The sequence below is a fragment of the Streptomyces sp. NPDC056628 genome (assembly GCF_042792555.1).
GTDB lineage: Bacteria > Actinomycetota > Actinomycetes > Streptomycetales > Streptomycetaceae > Streptomyces.
In genome coordinates this window covers 225,410-245,913 of sequence record NZ_JBHTWG010000001.1, presented here as the reverse complement: position 1 = coordinate 245,913, position 20,504 = coordinate 225,410, and the positions used below count along the sequence as shown (strand labels likewise).

General features: G+C 74.1%; 19 protein-coding genes and 1 tRNA gene. 12 read left to right on the top strand and 8 right to left on the bottom strand.

Going from position 1 to position 20,504, the window contains the following annotated elements; all coding sequences use genetic code 11:
• The first annotated feature begins 28 nt into the window (after positions 1–28).
• Positions 29–529 carry a hypothetical protein gene (locus tag ACFRAC_RS01110; protein ID WP_382919300.1) on the top strand — a complete coding sequence of 167 codons (501 nt, stop codon included), beginning with the start codon at positions 29–31 and terminating at the stop codon, positions 527–529.
• A 4-nt stretch (positions 530–533) separates the two neighbouring features.
• On the opposite strand, the gene ACFRAC_RS01105 is transcribed toward ACFRAC_RS01110, so the two are convergent.
• Complete coding sequence (locus ACFRAC_RS01105; protein ID WP_382919299.1) at positions 534–1,400, bottom strand: spermidine synthase; 867 nt, start codon at positions 1,398–1,400, stop codon at positions 534–536.
• Between the two features lie 76 nt (positions 1,401–1,476).
• Entirely contained in the window at positions 1,477–1,914 is a 438-nt protein-coding gene (locus ACFRAC_RS01100) for a hypothetical protein (RefSeq protein ID WP_382919297.1), read from the bottom strand.
• Positions 1,915–2,180: 266 nt separating this feature from the next.
• Here ACFRAC_RS01100 and ACFRAC_RS01095 point away from each other — a divergent pair, with 266 nt between their 5' ends.
• Entirely contained in the window at positions 2,181–3,659 is a 1,479-nt protein-coding gene (locus tag ACFRAC_RS01095) for a hypothetical protein (RefSeq protein WP_382919296.1), read from the top strand.
• Positions 3,660–3,674: 15 nt separating this feature from the next.
• Here the strand turns inward: ACFRAC_RS01095 and ACFRAC_RS01090 are convergent, their stop codons facing one another.
• Entirely contained in the window at positions 3,675–4,271 is a 597-nt protein-coding gene (locus tag ACFRAC_RS01090) for a histidine phosphatase family protein (protein WP_382919294.1), read from the bottom strand.
• Between the two features lie 190 nt (positions 4,272–4,461).
• Here ACFRAC_RS01090 and ACFRAC_RS01085 point away from each other — a divergent pair, with 190 nt between their 5' ends.
• The 7 genes from ACFRAC_RS01085 to ACFRAC_RS01055 all read left to right on the top strand — a co-directional run bounded on the left by ACFRAC_RS01085 (position 4,462) and on the right by ACFRAC_RS01055 (position 10,905).
• Complete coding sequence (locus tag ACFRAC_RS01085; RefSeq protein WP_382919293.1) at positions 4,462–5,430, top strand: phosphatase PAP2 family protein; 969 nt, start codon at positions 4,462–4,464, stop codon at positions 5,428–5,430.
• Positions 5,381–6,526 (top strand): hypothetical protein, encoded by a 1,146-nt coding sequence (locus tag ACFRAC_RS01080; RefSeq protein WP_382919292.1) that lies wholly within the window; start codon positions 5,381–5,383, stop codon positions 6,524–6,526. The genes ACFRAC_RS01085 and ACFRAC_RS01080 overlap by 50 nt, the downstream gene beginning before the upstream one ends.
• The gene (locus ACFRAC_RS01075) at positions 6,517–8,124 is read left to right on the top strand and encodes a hypothetical protein (protein WP_382919291.1); all 1,608 of its coding nucleotides are present in this window, start codon (positions 6,517–6,519) and stop codon (positions 8,122–8,124) included. Before ACFRAC_RS01080 ends, ACFRAC_RS01075 begins: the two co-directional genes overlap by 10 nt.
• Positions 8,121–9,455 carry an AAA domain-containing protein gene (locus tag ACFRAC_RS01070; protein WP_382919289.1) on the top strand — a complete coding sequence of 445 codons (1,335 nt, stop codon included), beginning with the start codon at positions 8,121–8,123 and terminating at the stop codon, positions 9,453–9,455. The genes ACFRAC_RS01075 and ACFRAC_RS01070 overlap by 4 nt, the downstream gene beginning before the upstream one ends.
• A 288-nt stretch (positions 9,456–9,743) precedes the next feature.
• On the top strand, positions 9,744–10,109 hold the full coding sequence (locus ACFRAC_RS01065) for a hypothetical protein (RefSeq protein WP_361338729.1): 366 nt from the start codon (positions 9,744–9,746) through the stop codon (positions 10,107–10,109).
• Positions 10,110–10,238: 129 nt separating this feature from the next.
• The gene (locus ACFRAC_RS01060; RefSeq protein WP_382919287.1) at positions 10,239–10,841 is read left to right on the top strand and encodes a bifunctional DNA primase/polymerase; all 603 of its coding nucleotides are present in this window, start codon (positions 10,239–10,241) and stop codon (positions 10,839–10,841) included.
• Positions 10,832–10,905, top strand: a tRNA-Lys gene (locus ACFRAC_RS01055). Before ACFRAC_RS01060 ends, ACFRAC_RS01055 begins: the two co-directional genes overlap by 10 nt.
• A gap of 136 nt (positions 10,906–11,041) precedes the next feature.
• Here ACFRAC_RS01055 and ACFRAC_RS01050 read toward each other — a convergent pair.
• Positions 11,042–12,406 (bottom strand): M6 family metalloprotease domain-containing protein, encoded by a 1,365-nt coding sequence (locus tag ACFRAC_RS01050; RefSeq protein WP_382919285.1) that lies wholly within the window; start codon positions 12,404–12,406, stop codon positions 11,042–11,044.
• A 345-nt stretch (positions 12,407–12,751) separates the two neighbouring features.
• Between ACFRAC_RS01050 and ACFRAC_RS01045 the strand changes: the two genes are divergently transcribed.
• On the top strand, positions 12,752–14,572 hold the full coding sequence (locus ACFRAC_RS01045; RefSeq protein ID WP_382919283.1) for a putative bifunctional diguanylate cyclase/phosphodiesterase: 1,821 nt from the start codon (positions 12,752–12,754) through the stop codon (positions 14,570–14,572).
• Positions 14,573–14,581: 9 nt separating this feature from the next.
• On the opposite strand, the gene ACFRAC_RS01040 is transcribed toward ACFRAC_RS01045, so the two are convergent.
• The 3 genes from ACFRAC_RS01040 to ACFRAC_RS01030 all read right to left on the bottom strand — a co-directional run bounded on the left by ACFRAC_RS01040 (position 14,582) and on the right by ACFRAC_RS01030 (position 17,351).
• Positions 14,582–15,685: an LLM class flavin-dependent oxidoreductase gene (locus tag ACFRAC_RS01040; protein WP_382919282.1), complete on the bottom strand. Its 1,104-nt coding sequence runs from the start codon at positions 15,683–15,685 to the stop codon at positions 14,582–14,584.
• Positions 15,686–15,781: 96 nt separating this feature from the next.
• Entirely contained in the window at positions 15,782–16,513 is a 732-nt protein-coding gene (locus ACFRAC_RS01035) for a decarboxylase (protein WP_382919281.1), read from the bottom strand.
• Between the two features lie 37 nt (positions 16,514–16,550).
• A complete protein-coding gene (locus ACFRAC_RS01030; RefSeq protein WP_382919903.1) occupies positions 16,551–17,351 on the bottom strand; it encodes an aspartate/glutamate racemase family protein in 801 nt (266 codons plus the stop codon).
• Between the two features lie 218 nt (positions 17,352–17,569).
• Here ACFRAC_RS01030 and ACFRAC_RS01025 point away from each other — a divergent pair, with 218 nt between their 5' ends.
• Both ACFRAC_RS01025 and ACFRAC_RS01020 read left to right on the top strand, forming a co-directional pair.
• The gene (locus ACFRAC_RS01025) at positions 17,570–18,538 is read left to right on the top strand and encodes a D-2-hydroxyacid dehydrogenase (RefSeq protein ID WP_382919279.1); all 969 of its coding nucleotides are present in this window, start codon (positions 17,570–17,572) and stop codon (positions 18,536–18,538) included.
• Between the two features lie 30 nt (positions 18,539–18,568).
• Positions 18,569–20,002, top strand: a complete 1,434-nt coding sequence (locus ACFRAC_RS01020) for an amidase (RefSeq protein WP_382919278.1) — start codon at positions 18,569–18,571, stop codon at positions 20,000–20,002.
• Here the strand turns inward: ACFRAC_RS01020 and ACFRAC_RS01015 are convergent.
• A complete protein-coding gene (locus tag ACFRAC_RS01015; RefSeq protein WP_382919276.1) occupies positions 19,979–20,473 on the bottom strand; it encodes a DUF3830 family protein in 495 nt (164 codons plus the stop codon). The genes ACFRAC_RS01020 and ACFRAC_RS01015 overlap by 24 nt on opposite strands.
• Positions 20,474–20,504: the final 31 nt, after the last annotated feature.

Sequence of the window (20,504 nt, the reverse complement as noted above, 5' to 3'; positions counted from 1 at the left end):
AGCCCGGACGCCCCGTACCGTCGCCACGGTGCTTGCCGCCCTGCTTCTGACGGCAGCCTGCACCTCCGGAAGTGAGGATCCGAACGTCCCACTGCCCCGGAGGGAGAAGGACGACGCGTTGCGGTGGGCCAAGGACTACACCGCCTACGTGGCGAAGCTCACCGACGTGGAACTGCTTCCGGACACGGAGAAGGTCCACTTCGAGGACTGCCTCGGGAAGAACGACGAGGTGGCCGAGGACGGCCGGTACAGCCTCTTCTACTACGTCTACTCCCCCGCTCCGGCCACCGACCACACCCGCATCGTGCGCCGACTGCGCAGCGAACTTCCCAAGCGGGGCTATGAGGTAACCGCTTACCGGGAGTTCAAGAACGCCTACGAGTCGGCCACACTCGGGGCTCGCAACAAGAACAACTACACGGTCGAGGCGGACACGGTCGGCTCCGGGGAGGACAAGCCTCAGCGCTTCTCCTTCGCCGTGCGCACCCCCTGCATGCTCCCGCCCGGCGTCGAACAACAGCAGTTCTGACGGTCTAGGTGAACGCCGACTCCGGCGGGGCCGGGGAGTCGACCGCCGACGCGTCCGTGACCGGGGTCGCGCCCCCTGTGGAGTCCCGTAGGGAGCGGCCGTGTTCGACCCGGCCCGGGTGCGGGTCGGAGGCGGCCCGGCGGGTGAGTTCGGCGACCGGGAGCGGCTGGTCGGAGGCGAGGAGCACGGCGTTGCCGAAGCGCCGGCCGCGCAGCACCGTGGGGTCGGCGACCAGGGCGACCTCGGCGAACCGGGCGGCGGCGGTGGCGATCTGGCCGCGCAGATGCGTGAGCGGGGGGCCGTCGGCGAGGTTGGCCGCGTACCAGCCTCCCGGCGCGAGCGCCCGGCGGACCTCGTCGAGGAACTCCGTCGAGGTGAGGTGGGCCGGGGTGCGGGCGCCGCTGAAGACGTCGGCGATGACGAGATCGGCCCAGCCGTCCGGCACCTTGGCGAGCCCTTCGCGCGCGTCGACGGAGCGCACCCGGACGCGGGCGGTCCGGTCCAGCGGGAGTTCCCTGCGGACCAGGCCGACGAGGGGCGCGTCCCGTTCGACGACCTGCTGGGTGGAGCGGGGCCGGGTGGCGGCGACGTAACGTGCGAGGGTCAGGGCGCCGCCGCCGAGGTGCACGGCCCGCACGGGCTTGCCGGGCGGGGCGACGAGGTCGATGACGTGCCCGAGCCGGCGCTGGTACTCGAAGGAGAGGAAGGCCGGGTCGTCCAGGTCGACGTGCGACTGGGGCGCCCCGTCGAGGAGCAGGGTCCAGGCCCGCGCCCGGTCCGGGTCGGGTATGAGCTCGGCCAGCCCGCCGTCGACCGTCTCGGTGACGGAGGCCGTGGCGGCCCCGCGCCGGGACTTCCTCGACTTTCCCATGCGGCCATTATCCCGGCGTATCCCGGCGCACGGTCCACGCCTCGCGCCCCGGGCCGGGGCGCGAGTCAGCCGTCCGTCACCGGCAGCCGTCGGCGGCCCGGATCAGCCGGGCGGCCTCGCCGAGCGCCGCCCGCAGCACCGCGGGGTCGGTCGCGAGGTCGGCCTCGCCGGGCGGCAGCAGCCATCCGGAGCCGTCGACCGGTCGCTCGGGGTACGCGTCCAGGCTGAAGCCGCGTCCGTCGGTCTCGGTACAGGTGCTGCCGGGCATGTCCCAGGCGGCGGCCGTGCCGGGCGGGACGACGAAGCCGAGGGTGCCGCAGCCGTCGTCGTGCAGGACGGGCCCGACCCCGTCCCCGGCGCCGCGCCGCAGGATGTCGACCGCCTCGAGGCCCTGGCGCGCCGGGACCGTGACCACGTCGCACCCCGTGCCCGGCGGCTCGCTGCACTCCCCGGCCGGCGTGTGCCCCGCCGCCGTCGACGCGGCTCGGGGAACGCTGCTCTGGCTGGTCTCCATCCCGACCTCCACCACGGAACCCTTTCAGCAAGTCCAAATAGTTCAACGCGACACAACGTCAACGGCTACGGCGGAAGTCCGCCGCAAAGGATGGCAGTTCATGGCAGATCCCGGGTGAGATATCCGTTTTGTAGCTAAACACTGTGTGGCGGCTTCGCTACAGCGGGTACGTTCTTGCCCGCCGGAGACAAGGGAGTCCCACGGATCACGGTCCGTCTCGTCCCGACCCCGGCATGGTTCGACGGTTCGCACGAGAGGACCCGGCCATGGCGTCGTCAGACCTGACCTCGGCCCAGCTCCCCAGGCCATCACGGCCGAACACCGCCTTCCGGCAGCTGCGCGGGCAGCACTCGCCGGCCGAGTTCGCCGCGGCGGTCCGCCGGGCCGCTCGCGAGATCGGCGAGCGGGTCAGCTGTGACGCGCGGTACATCGGACGGGTGGAGGCCGGCGAGATCCGCTGCCCCAACTACGCGTACGAACGGGTGTTCCTGCACATGTTCCCCGGCCGCACGCTCACCGACCTCGGCTTCGCGCCCCGCTCGTCCGTCCGCGGACGCCGGTCGCGCGAGGTGGAGGAGGCGCCCGGCGCACACACCGCGCGCCCTGCACACGCCACAGATTGGACGAGAGGTGCCCACGAGCCGTACGACCGTAAGAACCCGCAGGATCCGTACGCCGCGCGCGTGCCGTTCGGCACCGCGCAGAACCACGAGAACCAAGAGGAGAGCGACGTGCTGCGTCGCGCATTCATGACCGGTGGGGGCGCCACCGTGGCCGCCGCCTCCCTGACCCCCCTGGGCCTCGCCCACGACGCCGCCGCCACGGACCGCCCCTACCGACGCGTCGGGCTACGCGAGGCCGGCGCGCTGGAGGACGCCGTCCGCCGCATCCGGCTGCTCGACGACCGGCACGGCGCCGACGGCCTCTACCGACGCGCGGCCGCACCGCTGCGGACCGCGTACGAACTGCTCGACGCCGGTACGGCCCGGCAGGCGACCAGCGAACGGCTGCACTCCGGCGCGGGCGAACTGGCCATCTCGGTGGGCTGGCTGGCCCACGACTCCGGCCGTTTCGACGACGCGCGCTCGCACTACGCGGAGGCCCTGGCGACCGCCCGGATGGCCGGGGACGCGGCCCTGGAGGCGCACGCCTTCTGCAACACCTCCTTCCTCGCCCGCGACGCGGGCCGGCCCCGGGAGGCGGTCCGTGCCGCGCAGGCCGCCCAGCGCGTGGCGCGCGCCCTGGGCTCGTCCCGGCTGATGAGCCTGCTGTCGCTGCGCGAGGCGGGCGGCTGGGCCGGGCTCGCCGACCGCACCGGCTGCGAGCAGGCCCTGGTACGCGCGCAGGCCCTCTACGAGCGAGGCCACTCGGACGCCGACCCCGAGTGGATGAGCTTCTACGGAGAGGCCGAGCTGGAGATCCTGGAGGCGCAGTGCTGGTCGACGCTGGGCAACTGGCGGCGCGCGGCCCGGCACGCGGGGCGCGCCGCCCACCTGCAGGACCCCCACTTCACGCGGAACATCGCGCTGTACACGGCGGAGCTGGCGGACGACCTGGCCCGCGGCGGCAGCCCGGACGAGGCGGCCGCGGCCGGGATGCGGGTGCTGGACCTGCTGGACCAGGTGCAGTCCTCGCGGGTGCAGACCATGCTGGCCGGTACGGCGCGGGTGCTGCTGCCGCACCGTCGCGCGAGCGGGGTATCGGCGTTCCTGGACCGGCACGCGTCGCTGCCGCGCACCGCGTGAGGCAGGCCTCGGACCTCAGGGGCTCAGATGCCCCAGGTCGTTCCAGCTCTCGATCGCGGGCTCGCCGTAGGCCCAGCCCAGCACCGACAGCGAGGTCGGGTTCAGCCGGAGCCGGGACGCGAAGTCCAGCGGCAGCCCCAGCCAGCGCGCGCCGATGGACCGGAGGATGTGCCCGTGCGCGAAGACCAGCACGTCCTGGTCCGCCGCGCGCGCCCAGCCGACGACCTCGTCGACCCGGGCCGTGACCTCGGCCAGGCTCTCGCCGCCGGGGACGCCGTCCCGCCAGATCAGCCAGCCGGGCCGGACGGCCTGGATCTCCGCCGGCGTCATGCCCTCGTAGGCGCCGTAGTCCCATTCCATGAGCGTGTCCCAGGTCCGCGCGCGCTCGCCGAAGCCGGCGAGGTCGCACGTCTCCCGCGCGCGGACGAGGGGACTGGTGCGCACCTCGACGTCCGCCAGCGCGTCGAAGGGCGCGCGGTGCAGGCGCTCGCCCAGCAGTTTCGCGCCCCGGCGGCCCTCCTCCAGAAGGGGGACGTCGGTCCTGCCGGTGTGCTTTCCGGCCAGCGACCAGGACGTCTGTCCGTGCCGGGCCAGCAGCATGCGCGATGCCATGGACGGGGGACCTTCCGGGGAGGGTACGAGCGGTGGAACCCGTCCATCATCGCGTACGGCGTGCCCGGGCAACCCGGGGGGCGATCTCTGCGTCTAGTGGGCCAGGGCGGCCGACGGACGCGCCCGAGGACACCGTAAAGTGTCACGACCTGTCCACCGGACGCCGTGACGAGAAGGGGGAGGCGATCGGATGCCGCACGCCGACATAGCTGGCGTGGAGGCGACGCCTCGACCCCGCCTGCGCTGGTGGACCGAGCTGCCGCTGCTCCTGCTGGTGTACGCGTGCTACTCGGCGGGCCGCCTGCTCGCCCGGGGCGACGTCAGTACGGCAGTCGACCACGGCCTGGCGATCCTGGACATCGAGAAGGCGCTGTTCCTCAACGCGGAGCACCCCCTCAACCGGCTGTTCACGCGCGAGCCCTGGATCGGCGTCCCGGCCGACTTCTGGTACGCGTCGCTGCACTACCTGGTCACGCCCGTGATCCTGGTCTGGCTGTTCCGGTCCCGTGCCGTGCGCTACCGCGCGGCCCGCACCTGGCTGATGACGTCGACCTTCATCGGCCTGATCGGATTCACGCTGCTCCCCACCTGCCCGCCCCGGCTGCTGGCCGAGCGCCACGGCTTCGTGGACACGATGGCCCAGTACAGCTCGTACGGCTGGTGGGGCGGCGAGGCGAGCGCCCCCCGCGGCATGGGCGGCATGACCAACCAGTACGCCGCCATGCCGAGCCTGCACGTCGGCTGGGCCCTGTGGTGCGGGGTCATGCTGTGGCGGTACGGCGGCACGCGCCTGGCGAAGACGGCCGCCGTCGCCTACCCGCTGATCACCACGGTCGTGGTCATGGGCACCGCCAACCACTACTTCCTCGACGCGGTCGCCGGCGCCGCCGTGATGGGCGTGGGGCTGCTGCTGACGCCGTACGTGCTGCGGGCCGCCGAGCGCGTGCGCTCCCGGTACGCCACGCGGGGCGCGGTCACCTCCGCCGCCTCCGCCACGGCGGTCCCGGGCGACGCCCCCGTCCCGGTTGTCAGTGCCGGATGCCAGACTTCCGCGGGTGAGCGAATTCCACGGCAGCGCGAGTCCCGGTTCGGATCCGGAGCCGAGCCGAGTGCCGCCCCCCAGGACGCGGGGGACGGCGCTCCGGCACCGGCTCGCTGAGCTGCGCGGTCCCGACGTCCCGGCCAAGGCGCTGGACGCCCGGGCCCTGGCGGCCCTCGCCGCCAACCCGGGCTGCAGACGGCGGGCCCTCCTGGACGGCGCCGGCGTGAACAAGGCGGCGCTGGCCGGTGCGCTGGGCGCGCCGTCGGCCTTCGGCCAGTCGCAGTTCGCCTTCACCCGAGGGAACGCCTTCGAGGCGAAGGTGAAGGCGGACGGCGGGGCGGAGCTGCTGCGGCTGGTGCACGAGAAGCTGGACCGTCGCGCCGAGCCCCCCACCCGCGCGCGGGTGCCCGAGCTCGCCGCGACCGGCCCCGAGGGGCGGACGGCCCGTACGGAGCTGGAGCTGCGCGAGGCCGGCGAGGCGCGCGGCGAGTGGACCCTGCTCGACCACCCGATGCTCGCGCTGGACGTGGCCGGGTCGCCCGCCTTCCTGGAGCCGGACGCGGTCGTCGTGCACCCGGACGGCAGCTGGACCGTCGTGGAGATCAAGTCGTTCCCGATGCTGGACGGCTCGGCGGACCCCGCGAAGGTCGGCGCGGCGGCCCGTCAGGCGGCGGTGTACGTGCTGGCCCTGGAGGAGGCCGCCGCCCGCCTCGGCGCGGGCGGGGTGGAGGTCCCGAGGGTGCGCCACCGCGTCCTCCTCGTCTGCCCGAAGGACTTCTCCAACCTGCCCACCGCCGCCGCCGTGGACGTCCGCAAGCAGCGCGCGGTGACCGCCCGCCAGCTGGCCCGCCTCACCCGCATCGAGGACATCGCGGCCGCGCTGCCGGAGGGCACCTGCTTCTCGCCCGAGCTGCCCGCCCCCGAGCTGACGGCCGCCGTCGAGTCCGTCCCGGCGAGCTACGCGCCGGAGTGCCTGTCCGCGTGCGAGCTGGCGTTCCACTGCCGGGCCCGCTCCCGCGCGTCCGGCGCGGTCACCTCGCTGGGCCGGTCGGTGCGGGCCGAGCTCGGCGGTCTCAGCACGGTCGAGGACGTCCTGTCGGCGGCCCGCGGCACGTCCGGCGACCCGGACGACCCGGCGGTCGCGGCCCTGCGCCGGGCGGCCCGGCTGCGGGCCGAGGCCCTCGCGGCGAAGGAGACGGTCCCGTGTCCCTGATCGCCACGCTCGCCCGGCTGGAGGCGGTCGAGTCCGGCCGCGCCCAGCCCGCCGCGACCGTGCGGCACCGGCATCTGTCCGACCGCCCGCTGGTCCTCGTCCCGCTCACCACCGCGGGCGAGGCCGGCGCCCCGCTCGGCGCGCTGGTCGGCACCGACCGGGACGCCCCGCGTCTGCTGGCCGTGCCGCAGCCGCGCGACCGGGACCTGCGGTTCGCGTTCCTGGCCGAGCTGGCGGACATCGTCCTGCCGTACGTCGACGCCCACGCCGAGGCCGTGGAGGCGGCCGAGCGCACCGAGACCGACCCGGAGACCGGCAAGCGGGTCAAGGTCGAGGTGGACCTGTGCGCGGACGCCCCGCAGCTGATCGTGCCGAGCCGCGCGGGCGTCGACTTCGTCCGGCTGCTGGGCCGCTCGATGCGGTTCCGCCGGACGGCGGAACAGGACCCGGAGGCCCCGTATCCGGCGCCGCCGCGCGTGCCGCTGCTCGGCCGGTGGCTGACCCACTTCGGCGAGCGGGCCCGGGTGCCCGGCTCCTCGCTGCTGCTGGCCATGACGGACGTCCTGGCCCGGCACTGGGTGACCGGCCAGTCCACGCTGGAGGACCAGCACCTGGGCGCGCTGCTCGCCTGGATCGACCCGCCCGGGGGCGGGTCCGGCGCCGAGGCGGCCCTGCGCGCGGAGCTCGGCCGGGACCGGGACGGCCAGTTGCTGTGCCCGCCGGCCGGTCCCGCCACCGACCCGGCGTTCGACAACAAGCTGCTGGCCCCGGCCATCGAGCGCTACGACCGCGCCCGCACCGCGTTCGCCGCCGCCGAGGACGGGCTGGAGGCCGACGACCGGCTCGGCGACCTCACCGCCGCCGAGCGCGATATCCGTGCCCTCGTCGAGAGCCGGACCCTGCCCACCTGGGAAGCGGTGTGGCGGGGCATCGACCGGCTGCGGGAGCTGCCCGAGGGCAGCCGGGTCGAGGAGCGGTGGACCCGCGACCGCTGGTCGTTCACCGGCCACCGCGACCGGGTGCTCGCCGGGGAGCCTCCGCAGCCACGCCGCGACGACGCGGTGACCGCCGCCTCGAAGCTCGCCGCGCGCGAGCGCGAGCAGGCGCGCCTGGAGGCCCAGGAGGCGCTGGACGACCCGCTGGTGATGGCGGGGCGGCGGCTGGCCGGGGAGGCGTTCGCGGGCGAGGTCGTCGACGTGGTGATGGCGTACAGCGAGGGCAAGCGGCCGAGCCCGCGCCCGCTGGTGACCGTCCGCACCCAGGACCGGCCGCATCTGGGCGAGCGCGCCAAGGTGTTCCGTTCGCTGGGTGGGAAGCCGCAGTCGGCGGAGTTCGTCGGGTACGAGGGGGCCGCCGACGGGGGCGACGACGTCCTGGTGGTGGTGCGGGTCCTGGACAAGATGGGCCGCGGCAAGGAGCCGGAGGAGGGCTCGGTGCCCGAGAAGGGCGACCGCGTGTGCTTCACGCTGTTCGAGCACGAGCAGCGGGGCGGGCCGAAGCTGCCCGAGCCGGAGCACACACCGTGGACGCACGGCGGCCCGCCCGGGGAGCAGGTGCCCGAGGCCGCCGACCCGCTGACCGAGGAGGACGTCCTGTGACCGTCACGTTCGATCCGGGCGCCGCCGCGGCCGAGGCCACGGGGGCGATCCTCCACGACACCCTGCACGGCACCGCGCGCGGTGTGGTGGTCGACTCCCCGCCCGGCGCCGGCAAGTCCACCCTCGTGGTGCGCGCGGCGCTGGAACTCGCCGAGGCGGGGCGCCCGTTGATGATCGTCGCGCAGACGAACGCGCAGGTGGACGACCTGGTGCTGTCGCTCGCCGCGAAGAACCCCGACCTGCCCGTGGGCCGTCTGCACAGCAGTGACGCCGATCCGTACGACAAGGCGCTGGACGAGCATCCGCAGGTCCGCCCGTCCGCCAAGGCGGGGGATCTCGCGGGTCTGCCGGTGGTCGTCTCGACGGCGGCCAAGTGGGGGCATGTGAAGACCGACGAGCCCTGGCCGCACGCGATCGTCGACGAGGCGTACCAGATGCGCTCGGACGCGCTGCTCGCCGTGGCCGGGCTGTTCGAGCGGGCGCTGTTCGTGGGTGACCCGGGCCAGCTGGACCCGTTCTCGATCGTGGGCGGTGAGCAGTGGGCGGGCCTGACGTACGACCCGTCGGCCTCCGCCGTCACCACGCTGCTGGCCCACAACCCCGACCTGCCCCAGCACCGGCTCCCGGTGTCGTGGCGGCTGCCGGCGTCCGCGGCGCCCCTGGTCTCCGACGCCTTCTACCCGTACACGCCGTTCCGCAGCGGCACCGGTCCCGGCGACCGGCGGCTCTCCTTCACCGTGGCGTCGGACGGCTCCGGCCCCGACCGGGTGATCGACGAGGCGGCCGTGTCGGGCTGGGGGCTGCTGGAGCTGCCCGCCCGGCACACCCCGCGCACGGACCCGGAGGCGGTGCGGGCGGTCGCCGCGGTGGTACGGCGCCTGCTGGACCGGGGCGGCGCGGCCACCTCGGAGCGCTCCCCCGACCCGGTGCCGCTGACGGCCGGCCGGATCGCGGTCGGCACGGCGCACCGGGACCAGGCGGCGGCGGTCCGCGCGGCGCTGCCCGAGCTGGGGGTGAAGGACGTCACGGTCGACACCGCGAACCGCCTCCAGGGCCGGGAGTACGACGTGACGGTGGTCCTGCACCCGCTGTCCGGCCGCCCCGACGCCACGGCGTTCCACCTGGAGACGGGCCGCCTGTGCGTCCTGGCCTCCCGGCACCGGCACGCGTGCATCGTGGTGTGCCGGGCGGGCGTCGGGGAACTCCTGGACGACTACCCGTCCACGGAGCCGGTCCAGCTGGGCACGCTGGTGAAGTTCCCGGACGGCTGGGAGGCCAACCACGCGGTCCTCGCCCGCCTGGCGGAACACCGGGTGCCCTGGCGGCCCTGACACACCCCGCCCCACCCGGCCGACCGGCACCACCGCCCCGCCCCACGGAGACGACCTGGGGCTCCGCCTGTCGGTGAGGGGGGAGGCAACACCCCGTGCGCCGCTCGCCGCCCGGAACATCCCGTGCCCCCGCTGCCTTGAAGTGCGTGGAGTCGGCGGGCCGGGCTGTGCCCCGGCGCCCTCTTGCGCGGGCGCGGGACAATGGACGATGGACCGGTTCGCCGCGGTGCGCGCCCGCGAGGGTGGGTATCGGTACCGGGGATCGGTGACGTACGAGGAGGACACGACATGGCGGAGCCCACGCCGCACAGGAACGAACCGCGGCTACGCCCCGCGCCCCTGCTCTTCGAGCCCACCCAGGCGGCGGCCGACCCGGAGCACTTCTTCGACCTGGAGTCGATCGACGACCCGCGGGCCCTGCTGGCCCGGGCGACGGAGCTGACGCAGGCGTTCCGGGCGGCGACGGACCGCGCGATGGAGTTCCAGGCCATGGCGGCGGCCCAGCTCGCGGACCCGCGGCGGTTCGACCGGCTCACGCCCGCCGACATCGCCGAGCGGGCCGAGTGGACCGAGGACTACGCCAAGAAGATGGTCGAGTTCGGCAGGGACCTGCTGCGCGGCGTGGAGGGCGCGGGGACCGTCGACCCCGTGTGACCACGCCCCGGGCACCCCGACACGGCATATGCCAGGTGGGCGCGCAAGATACTCGCTCGCGTCCCCTTCTGTCCCGCCTTTCGGCAACCCAGCGATACGGGGCGCTCACCATCGGTAGATGTAGACGGCATGAGCAGCACACCGGACGCACTCTTCCAGGACGACCGCTGCGACGTCACCGGGGTCACCCGCGACGGCGCCGCCTGGCTCGCCTCCGCAGGAACGTATCCGCGCAACACGCTCGCCCTCTGGCGGGAGCGCCCGCGGGCCCCGGTGGTCCTGCCGTGCGGCTCGGTCTTCGACGTCGTCAGCGCGCCCGCCGTCTTCGGGCGCCGCATGCTCGACCGGCTGTGGAACGAGGGCCCCGGCTCCGGGCCCGTGGCCGCCCATCGCGGCCGGCTGCTGATGTTCGCCGCGCCGGGCACCGCCCAGCGGCTGCCCTCCCTCCTGCGCTGGGAGGACTTCGGCCGTACGGAGGGCATCCCGCCCCTGCTGTGCCACGGCGCCGGCGACGCGGTGACCGTCCCCGCCGCGACCGACGCGCGCACGGCCCCCCAGGCCCCGCGCGACTCCCGCTGGCTGGTGGCGCCGGACACCCGTAATCCCTGGTTACCGGGTCCGGAGGTGCTCCTCTGGGCGGCCGTGCGGGCGGCCCGGGCGACCGTGCGGATATCGATTTTTCCCCACGCCGATCAGGGTGCTAAGGTCTACGACGTCAGCAGGCGCCGCTAGCTCAGTTGGTTAGAGCAGCTGACTCTTAATCAGCGGGTCCGGGGTTCGAGTCCCTGGCGGCGCACAGACAGTGAGAAGCCCCTCGCGCGAGCGGGGGGCTTCTCGCATGCTCCGGGCACGCTGTCCGCACTCCATCGGGCGCACCGGCCCACGCGGCGCGTTCGTGATCCGGTCGCGCGACCCCGGGCCGGGCGCGGGCGCTACCCCACTGTCGTGATCCTCACCGTCCACGCCCCCGAGACGGACCGCCCCTCCACCTCCACGCGCACACCGTCCTCCGGCACGGTGAAGCTCTCGCCCAGCCCGACCGGCGCGTCCGCGAGCGGCGGATACACGGACTCCTCCCAGCACGCCTCGCTCCCCGGATGGGCGTCCACCACTTCCACGGGCCCGCCGCCGGACTCGGTGTGGCTGCGCACCCGGTAGACGAGCACACCCTCCCGGCACGCCTGGACGTCGTTGCCCGCCGGGCTGCGGACCTCGAAGGCCAGCGCGCTGTCGGCCCCGGTGCGCACGACGGCGAGCTTGACGCCGTTGCCCAGCCCGAACCCCGGCACCGTGCCGGGCGTGCCGGAGAACCCGGGCGCCCCGGCGGCTCCCACCGGCACCGGGACGCCCGCGCCGGCCGCCAGCGGCTCCAGGGTGAGCCGTGTCGAGCGGGAGCCCATGCCCCGTACGCACACCACCTGCCGGGGGTCCAGCCAGCCCAGCTTCCACTTGTGCCAGGCGAACAGGTCGGGCGCCATCCCGAACTGGCTGCCCATCAGGTCCCAGTCCCCGACGTAGGTGTCCCAGTCGCCCTTGCCGTCCACCGGGCGGTGGTAGAGGTCCGGCAGGTCGAACACGTGGCCGGTCTCATGGGCGAGGACCAGGCGGTCCGGCGGATGGTTCTCGAAGACCGTGACGACCCGCCGGATGTCCGTGCCGTCGGCCCGCAGCGGCGTCTCCAGGTTGACGACCTTCGTGGCGTCGGAGTCGACGCCGGGCGCGTCCGGGTCGGCGACGAAGTACACGATGTCGTAGCGGGAGAAGTCCACCTCCCGGTCCGCCACGGCGAGTGCGTCCCGCAGGTAGGCGGCCCGGTCGGCGGCCCGCCAGTCACGCTGTATGGCGTACGCCGTGGACGGCTTCGGCATGCGCAGCCAGTGCCCCATCGGATGGGCGCGCAGGCTGAACCTGCCGTAGGAGGCGCGCTCGAAGAAGTGGCTGGTGACCGGGAAGTGGTCGGCGGCCAGTTCGGCGGGCGTGGTCTGCGGCGGGGAGTCCGGGAAGGACAGGAACACCATCACCGCGTCCAGCTTCCGGGTGGGCTGCGGATAGGCGGCGTTCCAGGTGTCCAGGCCCTCGGAGTGGTGCGCGTCGGTGCGGGCCAGGGCGCAGGGCGCCGCGTCGAGCGGTTCGGCGGACGACGGACCCGCGATCAGCGAGGTGGCCGCGAGCGCCGACATGGTGGTGAACACCGCGGCGGTGCTGCGCAGTCGGCGCCGGTCCCGCGGCAGGCCCGTCCCAGGGAGCAGGGGGAACTGACGCGGCACGACGACCTCCGGGAGCGGTTCGCGGGACACCGCACCCAGCCTGTGTCGGATTGTCGTACTACGTCCTGTTCAGCTGCACCGGACGGGTGAGAGTGCTCAACAACCGCCAGGGCGACACCCCGGTTCGCTCACGGAACGTCACAACTGGTCGGGGACCCCAAGAAGCCGTCCAGGTGCGGGCAGAAACGATCTGGCGCGAGCGCGGCCCGTGTGGGAACACTGGGCAGTAGGTGGAAGGCCCCTGAGCCAGCCTCTATGATCGGCACACTTTCCTGACACTTTCCTGCACGGACACGGCCCGGCGACCGGATCGCCACCCGGCCACCCATTCCGATGAGACCCATCCGAAGATCGAGTGCACTGCGGGAGCGAGCGGTGAGCGGAACGTCCGAAGGGCCGGTGCCCGCGGCAGACCTCATCCGGCCGGCCGTCACAGAGAGTGGTGAAGAGCCATCCCCTGGTACCGGCGGGCCGCCCCACGCCGCCGTCTTCCGCGCCGCGCCGCTGGCCATGGCGGTGGTCGACCGCGAGGGCCTGGTGACCGGGGCCAACCCCAGCTTCGCCGACCTGCTCGGCACCGGGGCCGACGAACTGGCGGGGTCGGTCGCCGCCGACCTGGTCGACCTCGCCTCCGACGCGCGCACCTGGTACGCGTACCGGGAGGTGCTGCGCGGCCGGCAGGCCGAACTGCGCTGCACGCGCCGCCTCAAGCACCCTGACGGGCGCTCGCTGTGGGCGCGGGTCACCGTCGCGCCGCTGCCCGGCGAGGAGTCCGCCGGGGTCCTGCTGTCCGTCGCCGACATCAGCGCCCACCGCGAACTCCAGGCACGGATGCGGCACTTGCAGATGCACGACCCGGTGACCCGGCTGCCCAACCGCACCCTCTTCTTCGAACGGCTTTCGGCCGCGCTGGAGGTGGAGTCGTACGACGACAGCGGCAGCACCGGACGGATCGGCCTGTGCTACCTGGACCTCGACGGCTTCAAGGCGATCAACGACACCCTCGGGCACCGCATCGGCGACAAGCTGCTGGCCGCCGTCGCCGAACGGCTCACGCGCTGCGCCGAGGAGGCCGGGCGCAGCCGGTCGGTCCCGCCGCTGGTCGCGCGGCTCGGCGGCGACGAGTTCGCGCTGCTCGTGGAGGACTCGACCGGCACCGAGCAACTGGCCGACCTCGCCGAGTCGTTGCTGGAGGCCGTGCGGGAGCCGTTCGACCTGCCCGGCCGGCGGCTGTCGGTGTCGGCGTCGATCGGCGTCGTGGAGCGGCACGCGGCCGGCACCACGCCGACCGCCCTGATGCAGGCCGCCGACACCACCCTGTACTGGGCGAAAGCCGACGGCAAGGACCGCTGGACGCTCTTCGACCCCGAGCGCAGCGCGCACCTCATCACCCGGCAGGCGCTCGCCGCCACGCTCCGGCCGGCCATCGAGCGCGGGGAGTTCGCGCTGGAGTACCAGCCGCTGGTGAGCATGGAGGACGGACGGCTGCGCGGGGTCGAGGCGCTGGTCCGCTGGAACCACCCGCAGTTCGGCGTCCTGCCGCCGAATCGGTTCATCGGACTGGCGGAGGAGGACGGCTCGATCGTGCCGCTCGGCCGCTGGATCCTCGCGACGGCGTGCCGGCAGGCCGTCGACTGGCAGACCGCCCACCCCGGCGAACCGCCGATCTTCGTCAGCGTGAACGTGGCCGTGCGCCAGGTCTGGGACTCCGACCTGGTGACGGACGTGGCCCGGATCCTGGAGGAGACGGGTCTCGAACCCCGTTTGCTCCAGCTGGAACTGACCGAGTCGGCCGTGATGGGCTCCGCCGGACGGCCCCTGCGGGACCTGCAGGCGCTCAGCGACATGGGAGTGCGCATCGCCATCGACGACTTCGGCACGGGCTACTCGAACCTGGCGTATCTGAGCCGGCTGCCGGTGTCCGTGCTGAAGCTGGACGGCGCCTTCGTCCGGGGCTTCCAGTACGAGGGCGACGGCTCGGCGGCTATGACGCCGAACCCGGCCGACGAGGTGGTGGTCGAGGCGATGATCCAGCTCGCCCACCGGCTGGGCCTGACGGTCACCGCGGAGTGCGTGGAGACGCTGGCGCAGGCCTCACGGCTGCGGCGGATCGGCTGTGACACCGGCCAGGGCTGGCTGTACTCCCGGCCGGTGTCCCCGGACCGCATCTCCGAGCTGCTCGGCGTCAAGGTCTGACGGGACGCGTCAGGCCGTCGGCAGCCCGTAGGCGTCGGCGATGAGTTCGTAGGAGCGCAGCCGGACGTCCATGCCGGGTGCGTTGCTGGTGAGCATCAACTCGTCGGCACCGGTGCGCTTCTGGAGGTCGTTCAGTCCGGCGCGGACCTCGTCGGGCGTGCCGTGGACGATGTCGGCGTTCCAGGAGTCGGCGAAGTCGCGCTCCATCTCGGTGAATTCGTAGCGCTCCGCCTCCTCCACCGAGGGGACGAGGCCGGGCCGGCCGGTGCGCAGCCGGATCATGCTGAGCGCGGCGGCCTTGAGCTGACGCCGGGCCTCCTTCTCGTCGTCCGTGGCGAGCGTGCCGACGCCGATGAGCGCGTACGGCCGGTCGAGGACGGCGGAGGGCCGGAAGGTCTCCCGGTACAGGTCGAGCGCCGGGACGGTGTTGCGCGCCGAGAAGTGGTGGGCGAAGGCGAACGGCAGGCCGAGGACGCCGGCGAGCCGGGCGCTGAACCCGGAGGAGCCGAGCAGCCAGACCGGCGGCCGGTGGGTGGACTGGACACCGCCGGGCGAGGTCCCCTGCACGGGGCCGGGGACGGCGTGGATCCGCCGGTAGGGGTGCCCGTCGGGGAAGTCGTCGTCGAGGAAGCGGATCAGTTCCGCGAGCTGCTCGGGGAAGTCGTCGGCGCCCTCGTTGAGGTGGTCCGTGCGGCGCAGGGCCGCCGCGGTGGCGCCGTCGGTGCCGGGCGCGCGCCCGAGGCCGAGGTCGACGCGCCCCGGCGCCAGCGCCTCCAGGGTGCCGAACTGCTCGGCGATGATCAGCGGCGCGTGGTTGGGGAGCATCACGCCGCCCGAGCCGAGGCGGATGCGCCGGGTGTGGGCGGCGAGGTGCGCGAGGATCACGGCCGGGGAGGAGGAGGCCACGCCCGGCATGGAGTGGTGCTCGGCGACCCAGTAGCGGTGGAAGCCGCGCGACTCGGCCAGCCGGGACAGCTCCACGCTGGTGCGCAGGGCGTCGGTGGCGGTGTGGCCGGCGCTGACCGTGACGAGGTCCAGCACGGACAGCGGCGTCGGTGCCGTGCCGTGTGTCGTGCCCTGGATCCCGTCGGCCCCGGTGTCGTCTACGGCCACGTCTGCCTCCTGCGTATCGCCGTGCGGTGTGCGTAGGGCGGAAACAGGAGGGGGTCTCCGCTTATTCCCGGGCCGCGCGGCGGGCCGCCGGACGGGTCACACCTGCACGATCGGCTCCCGGGTGAACAGCGTGCCGAGGGCCGGAGCGTTGACCCGGCGGTCGGTGAGCCGCAGCGCCTCCCAGACGGTGACCTGGTTGGCGGTGAGAACCGGCTTGCCGAGCGCCTCCTCCAGGGCGGGCAGGTGGGAGGCGGTGTGCAGGGCGGTGTCCGGCAGGAGGACCGCCTCGGCGTCGGCGTGGTCGGCCTCCCGCGCCAGCGCGAACAGCTCCTTCTCGCCCCAGGTCGCGACCTGGGCCGCGGTGGCGACCCCGGCGCCGCGCACCGCGACGACGTCCGCGCCGCCGGCCCGGAGGAACTGGGCGAAGAGCTCCGCCACGTCGTCCGGGTAGGTCGCGCCGACCGCCACCCGGCGCACCCCGAGCTCACGCATGGCGTGCACGAAGGCGAACGACGTCGACGACGCCGGCATGCCCGCCGCCTGGGCCAGGGAGCGCACCTGGTCGTGGGCGCCCTCCCATCCGTACACGAAGCCGGCGCCGGTGCACGCCCATACGACCGCCTCGGCACCGGTGAGCCGCAGCTCCTCGATGCCCGAGGCCAGCTGCTCGGCGGACCCCATCCTCAGCAGCGCGTCCACCCGGTGCGCGTCCTCACCGATGTCGGTGTGCACCACGTCGAGCCGGATGTCGCTGGCGAGCAACTGCTCGACGCGCGGGTAGTCGTCCTCGGCGGAGTGGCCCGGGTAGAGGAATCCCAGTGCGGTCATGTCGGCCTTTCTGCTGGTCGGTGCTCACGTCGGGCTGCTACTGCTGTTCCTGTTCCGGCACGTCCGGCACGTCCGGCAGGTCCGGGAGGACCTGGCCGCCGTGCGCCGCCGGATCGATCAGCGCCTGATACGGTCCCACCGCGCGGGTACCCAACCGGCGCAGCGCAGCCCACATCGTCACCTGGTTGGCCGAGATCACCGGTATGCGCAGCTCCGCCTCCAACTGCGGGAGCACGTCGTAGGTGGGCAGGTTGGTGCAGCTGATGAACAGCGCGCCGGGCGCGGCGCGCACGGCCCGGCGGGCCATCTCGGCCACGTCCCGGTACGGCACCTTCCAGATGTGCCGGGTCAGCCCCATGTACGCGCACCCCGCGACGGCGACCCCGGCCTCCGCCACGTACTCCTCCAGGGCCCGTGTCACCGACTCGGTGTACGGCGTCACCAGCGCCACCCGGCGGACCCGCAGCTCGGCCAGCGCCTCCAGCAGCGCCCCGGAGGTGGTCACCGCGGGCACCGCGCCGGCCCGGGTCATGGCCTCGCACAGCGCGCGCTCGCCCGCGACGCCCCCGACGAAGCTGCCCGAGGTGCAGACGTAGGCGACCGCTTCGGGGCTGACGGCGATCAGGGTGCGCACCCCGTCGCGCAGCGTCTCGTGCTCGCTGACCAGCCGGGCCAGATCGAGGCCGACCTCGACCGGCACGAACGGCGTCCGCGTCAGATGCAGGGAGACCTCGTCCGGGACCCACCGCCACAGCTCCCGGTCCAGCGCGAAGTCGAAGGGGGCGACGACGCCGACACCGCGTTGCGGGCGGGGTCCGCCGAGGAAGGAGATGTCCATGGCGTCCATGGCGGGCACCGTCCTCACTGCGAGATACGGCTGAGCAACGGACCGTGCGTGCGCCCGTGTTGACGAAGGTAGGTTCGGGTGCGAGCGTGGTCAAACCTCGCATGTCAGACGGCCCGTACCAGCAAGTGGACCCCGCGCGACCGCACCCGCGCTCCAAGGAGCCGGCCCCCGGCCCCCGCCGCCTCACACCTCCGGAGAAGCGACCCCGCATGACCCCACCCGTCCCGTCCGCGTCCCGGCCCACGCTCCTCGTGCTCGACGCGGACCCTTTGCCCCGCCTGGGCCGTCTCACCGGACGGGTCCGGGTCGAGCACGCGGACGCCGGCACGCTCGCCGCCCGGCTCCCGCACGCGGACGTCCTGCTCGTCTGGGACTTCACCTCGCACGCCGTGCGCCACGCCTGGCCCGGCGAGGGACCCCGGCCGCGCTGGGTGCACACCGCGAGCGCGGGCGTGGACCATCTGATGTGCCCGGAGCTCACCGCGTCCGACACCGTGGTCACCAACGCGCGCGGGATCTTCGACCAGCCGATCGCCGAGTACGTGGCCGCGCTGGTGCTGGCGATGGCCAAGGACCTGCCGCGGACCCTGGACCTCCAGCGCGCCCGGGAGTGGCGGCACCGCGAGGGGCAGCAGGTGGCGGGCACCCGCGCGTGTGTCGTGGGGTCGGGTCCCATCGGCCGGGCGATCACCCGCGCCCTGAAGGCGCTGGACGTCACGACCGCGCTGGTGGGCCGCGTCCCGCGGACCGGCATCCACGGCCCCGAGGACCTCGACCGGCTGATCGCGCGCGCCGACTGGGTGATCGCGGCGGCACCGCTGACCGAGCAGACCCGCGGGATGTTCGACCTGAGGCGCTTCGGCGTCATGCAGCCCTCGGCCCGGTTCATCAACGTCGGGCGGGGGCAGCTCGTCGTCACGGAGGCGCTGGCCGAGGCGCTGGCGAAACGCTGGATCGCGGGGGCGGCGCTCGACGTCTTCGAGCACGAACCCCTCGGCCCGGACAGCCCGTTGTGGGAGGCGCCGGGGCTGCTCGTCTCGCCGCACATGAGCGGGGACACGGTGGGCTGGCGCGATCGGCTCGGCGCCCAGTTCGTGGAGTTGTACGAGCGCTGGGAGGCGGGAAGACCGCTGCTGAACGTGGTGGACAAACGGCGCGGGTACGTCCCCGGACGCTGAACCGCGCACGGACCCGAGCCTGGAGGGCGCATGACGGACCTCGCCGGACTGACCGCCGTACAACTCCTCGACGGATACCGCACCGGGCGGTTCGACCCGGTCGACGCGACCCGCGCCGCGCTGGAGCGGGCCGAGCGGATCCAGCCACGGGTCAACGCGTTCGTCCGGCTGACGGCCGAGGAGGCTCTCGCGCGGGCCGCCGAGTCCGCGCGGCGGTGGCGGCACGGCACACCGGCCGGACCGCTGGACGGTGTGCCGGTCACGGTGAAGGACATCCTGCTGATGCGGGGCGCGCCGACGCTGCGCGGCTCCCGGACGGTCCCGGAGGGGGGCCGCTGGGACGAGGACGCGCCGTCGGTGGCCCGGTTGCGCGAGCAGGGCGCCGTGTTCCTCGGCAAGACGACGACGCCCGAGTTCGGCTGGAAGGGCGTCACCGACTCGCCGCTGTCCGGCGTCACCCGCAACCCCTACGACCTGTCGCGCACGGCGGGCGGCTCCAGCGGGGGCGCCGCCGCGGCCGTGGCGCTGGGCGCGGGACCGCTCGCCCTGGGCACCGACGGCGGCGGCAGCGTCCGGATCCCTGCCGCCTTCTGCGGGGTCTTCGCGCTGAAGCCGACGTACGGGAGGGTCCCGCTGCACCCGGCGAGCGCCTTCGGCTCGCTCGCGCACGTCGGCCCGATGACCCGGGACGCGGCCGACGCGGCGCTGCTGCTCGACAGCATCGGCGTGCCCGACTCCCGTGACGGGTCGGCGCTACCGGCCTCGCCCGGCTCCTTCGCGGCCGCCCTGGTGGACGGCGTACGGGGGCTGCGGATCGCCTACTCGCCGACCCTGGGCGGCCAGGTGGCGGTGCGGCCCGCGGTGGCGACGGCGGTCCGGCGGGCGGTGGAGCGGCTCGCGCGCCTCGGGGCGTACGTCGAGGAGCGGGACCCCGACCTCGCCGATCCGGTGGAGGCGTTCCACACCCTGTGGTTCTCCGGGGCGGCCCGGGTCGTCCAGCGTCTCGGACCGCGCGAGCGCGCCCTCCTGGACCCCGGGCTGCGGGAGATCAGCGCCCTCGGCGCCGGGCACAGCGCGCTCGACTACCTGGCCGCCGTGGACGTGCGCCGGGACCTGGGCCGCCGGATGGGCCGCTTCCACACGTCGTACGACCTGCTGGTCACGCCCACCCTGCCGATCACGGCGTTCGAGGCGGGTGCGGAGGTGCCGAAGGGGTCCGGGCACCGGCGGTGGACGGGGTGGACGCCGTTCACCTATCCCTTCAACATGACGCAGCAGCCCGCCGCTTCGGTCCCGGTGGGCACCGACGCCGACGGACTCCCCGTGGGGCTGCAGCTGGTGGCCGCCCGGCACCGGGACGACCTGGTGCTGCGCGCGGCGCACGCGCTGTACGAGGCGGGGGCGGCCGGTGTGCCCGCGCCGCCCTCCGCGCCCGGCGGGTCAGAGCTTGCGGAAGCGCAGTGACTCCCCCGCCGCCCCCGAGCGCCACAGGTCGTTGCAGCCCTCGGCCATCCGCTCCAGACCGTCCACGACCCGGCCCCAGACGATGCCGGGCACCCAGCCGACGTCACCGTTGAGGAGCAGGTTGTTGCGCTCGTAGAACAGGGCCAGGTCCACCACGGTCGTGCCGGGGCGGACCGGCCGGTCGTAGCCGTAGGCGGGCGTGCCGAGTTCGGTCCCGGCGAAGGAGAAATAGCAGAGATCGCCCGGAATGGGCGTAACGGTCGGGTTCTCCAGCGGCGGCTCCGACGGGGCGAAGGGCGGGAAGAGCGCGTAGACCTCGTTTCGCGCGTACTTGGCGTGGTACACGTCGCCCGACAGGGGCAGCGCGTCCCAGACGGCGGCACAGGTCCGCGGGGCGCGGTCGTCCAGGAGCTCGGCCCTGCAGTGAATACCGCGTTCGACCAGCGACACCTCGATGAACCGTTCAGTCATGGGTTCCAGGGTGCATACTCCGCATGGTCTC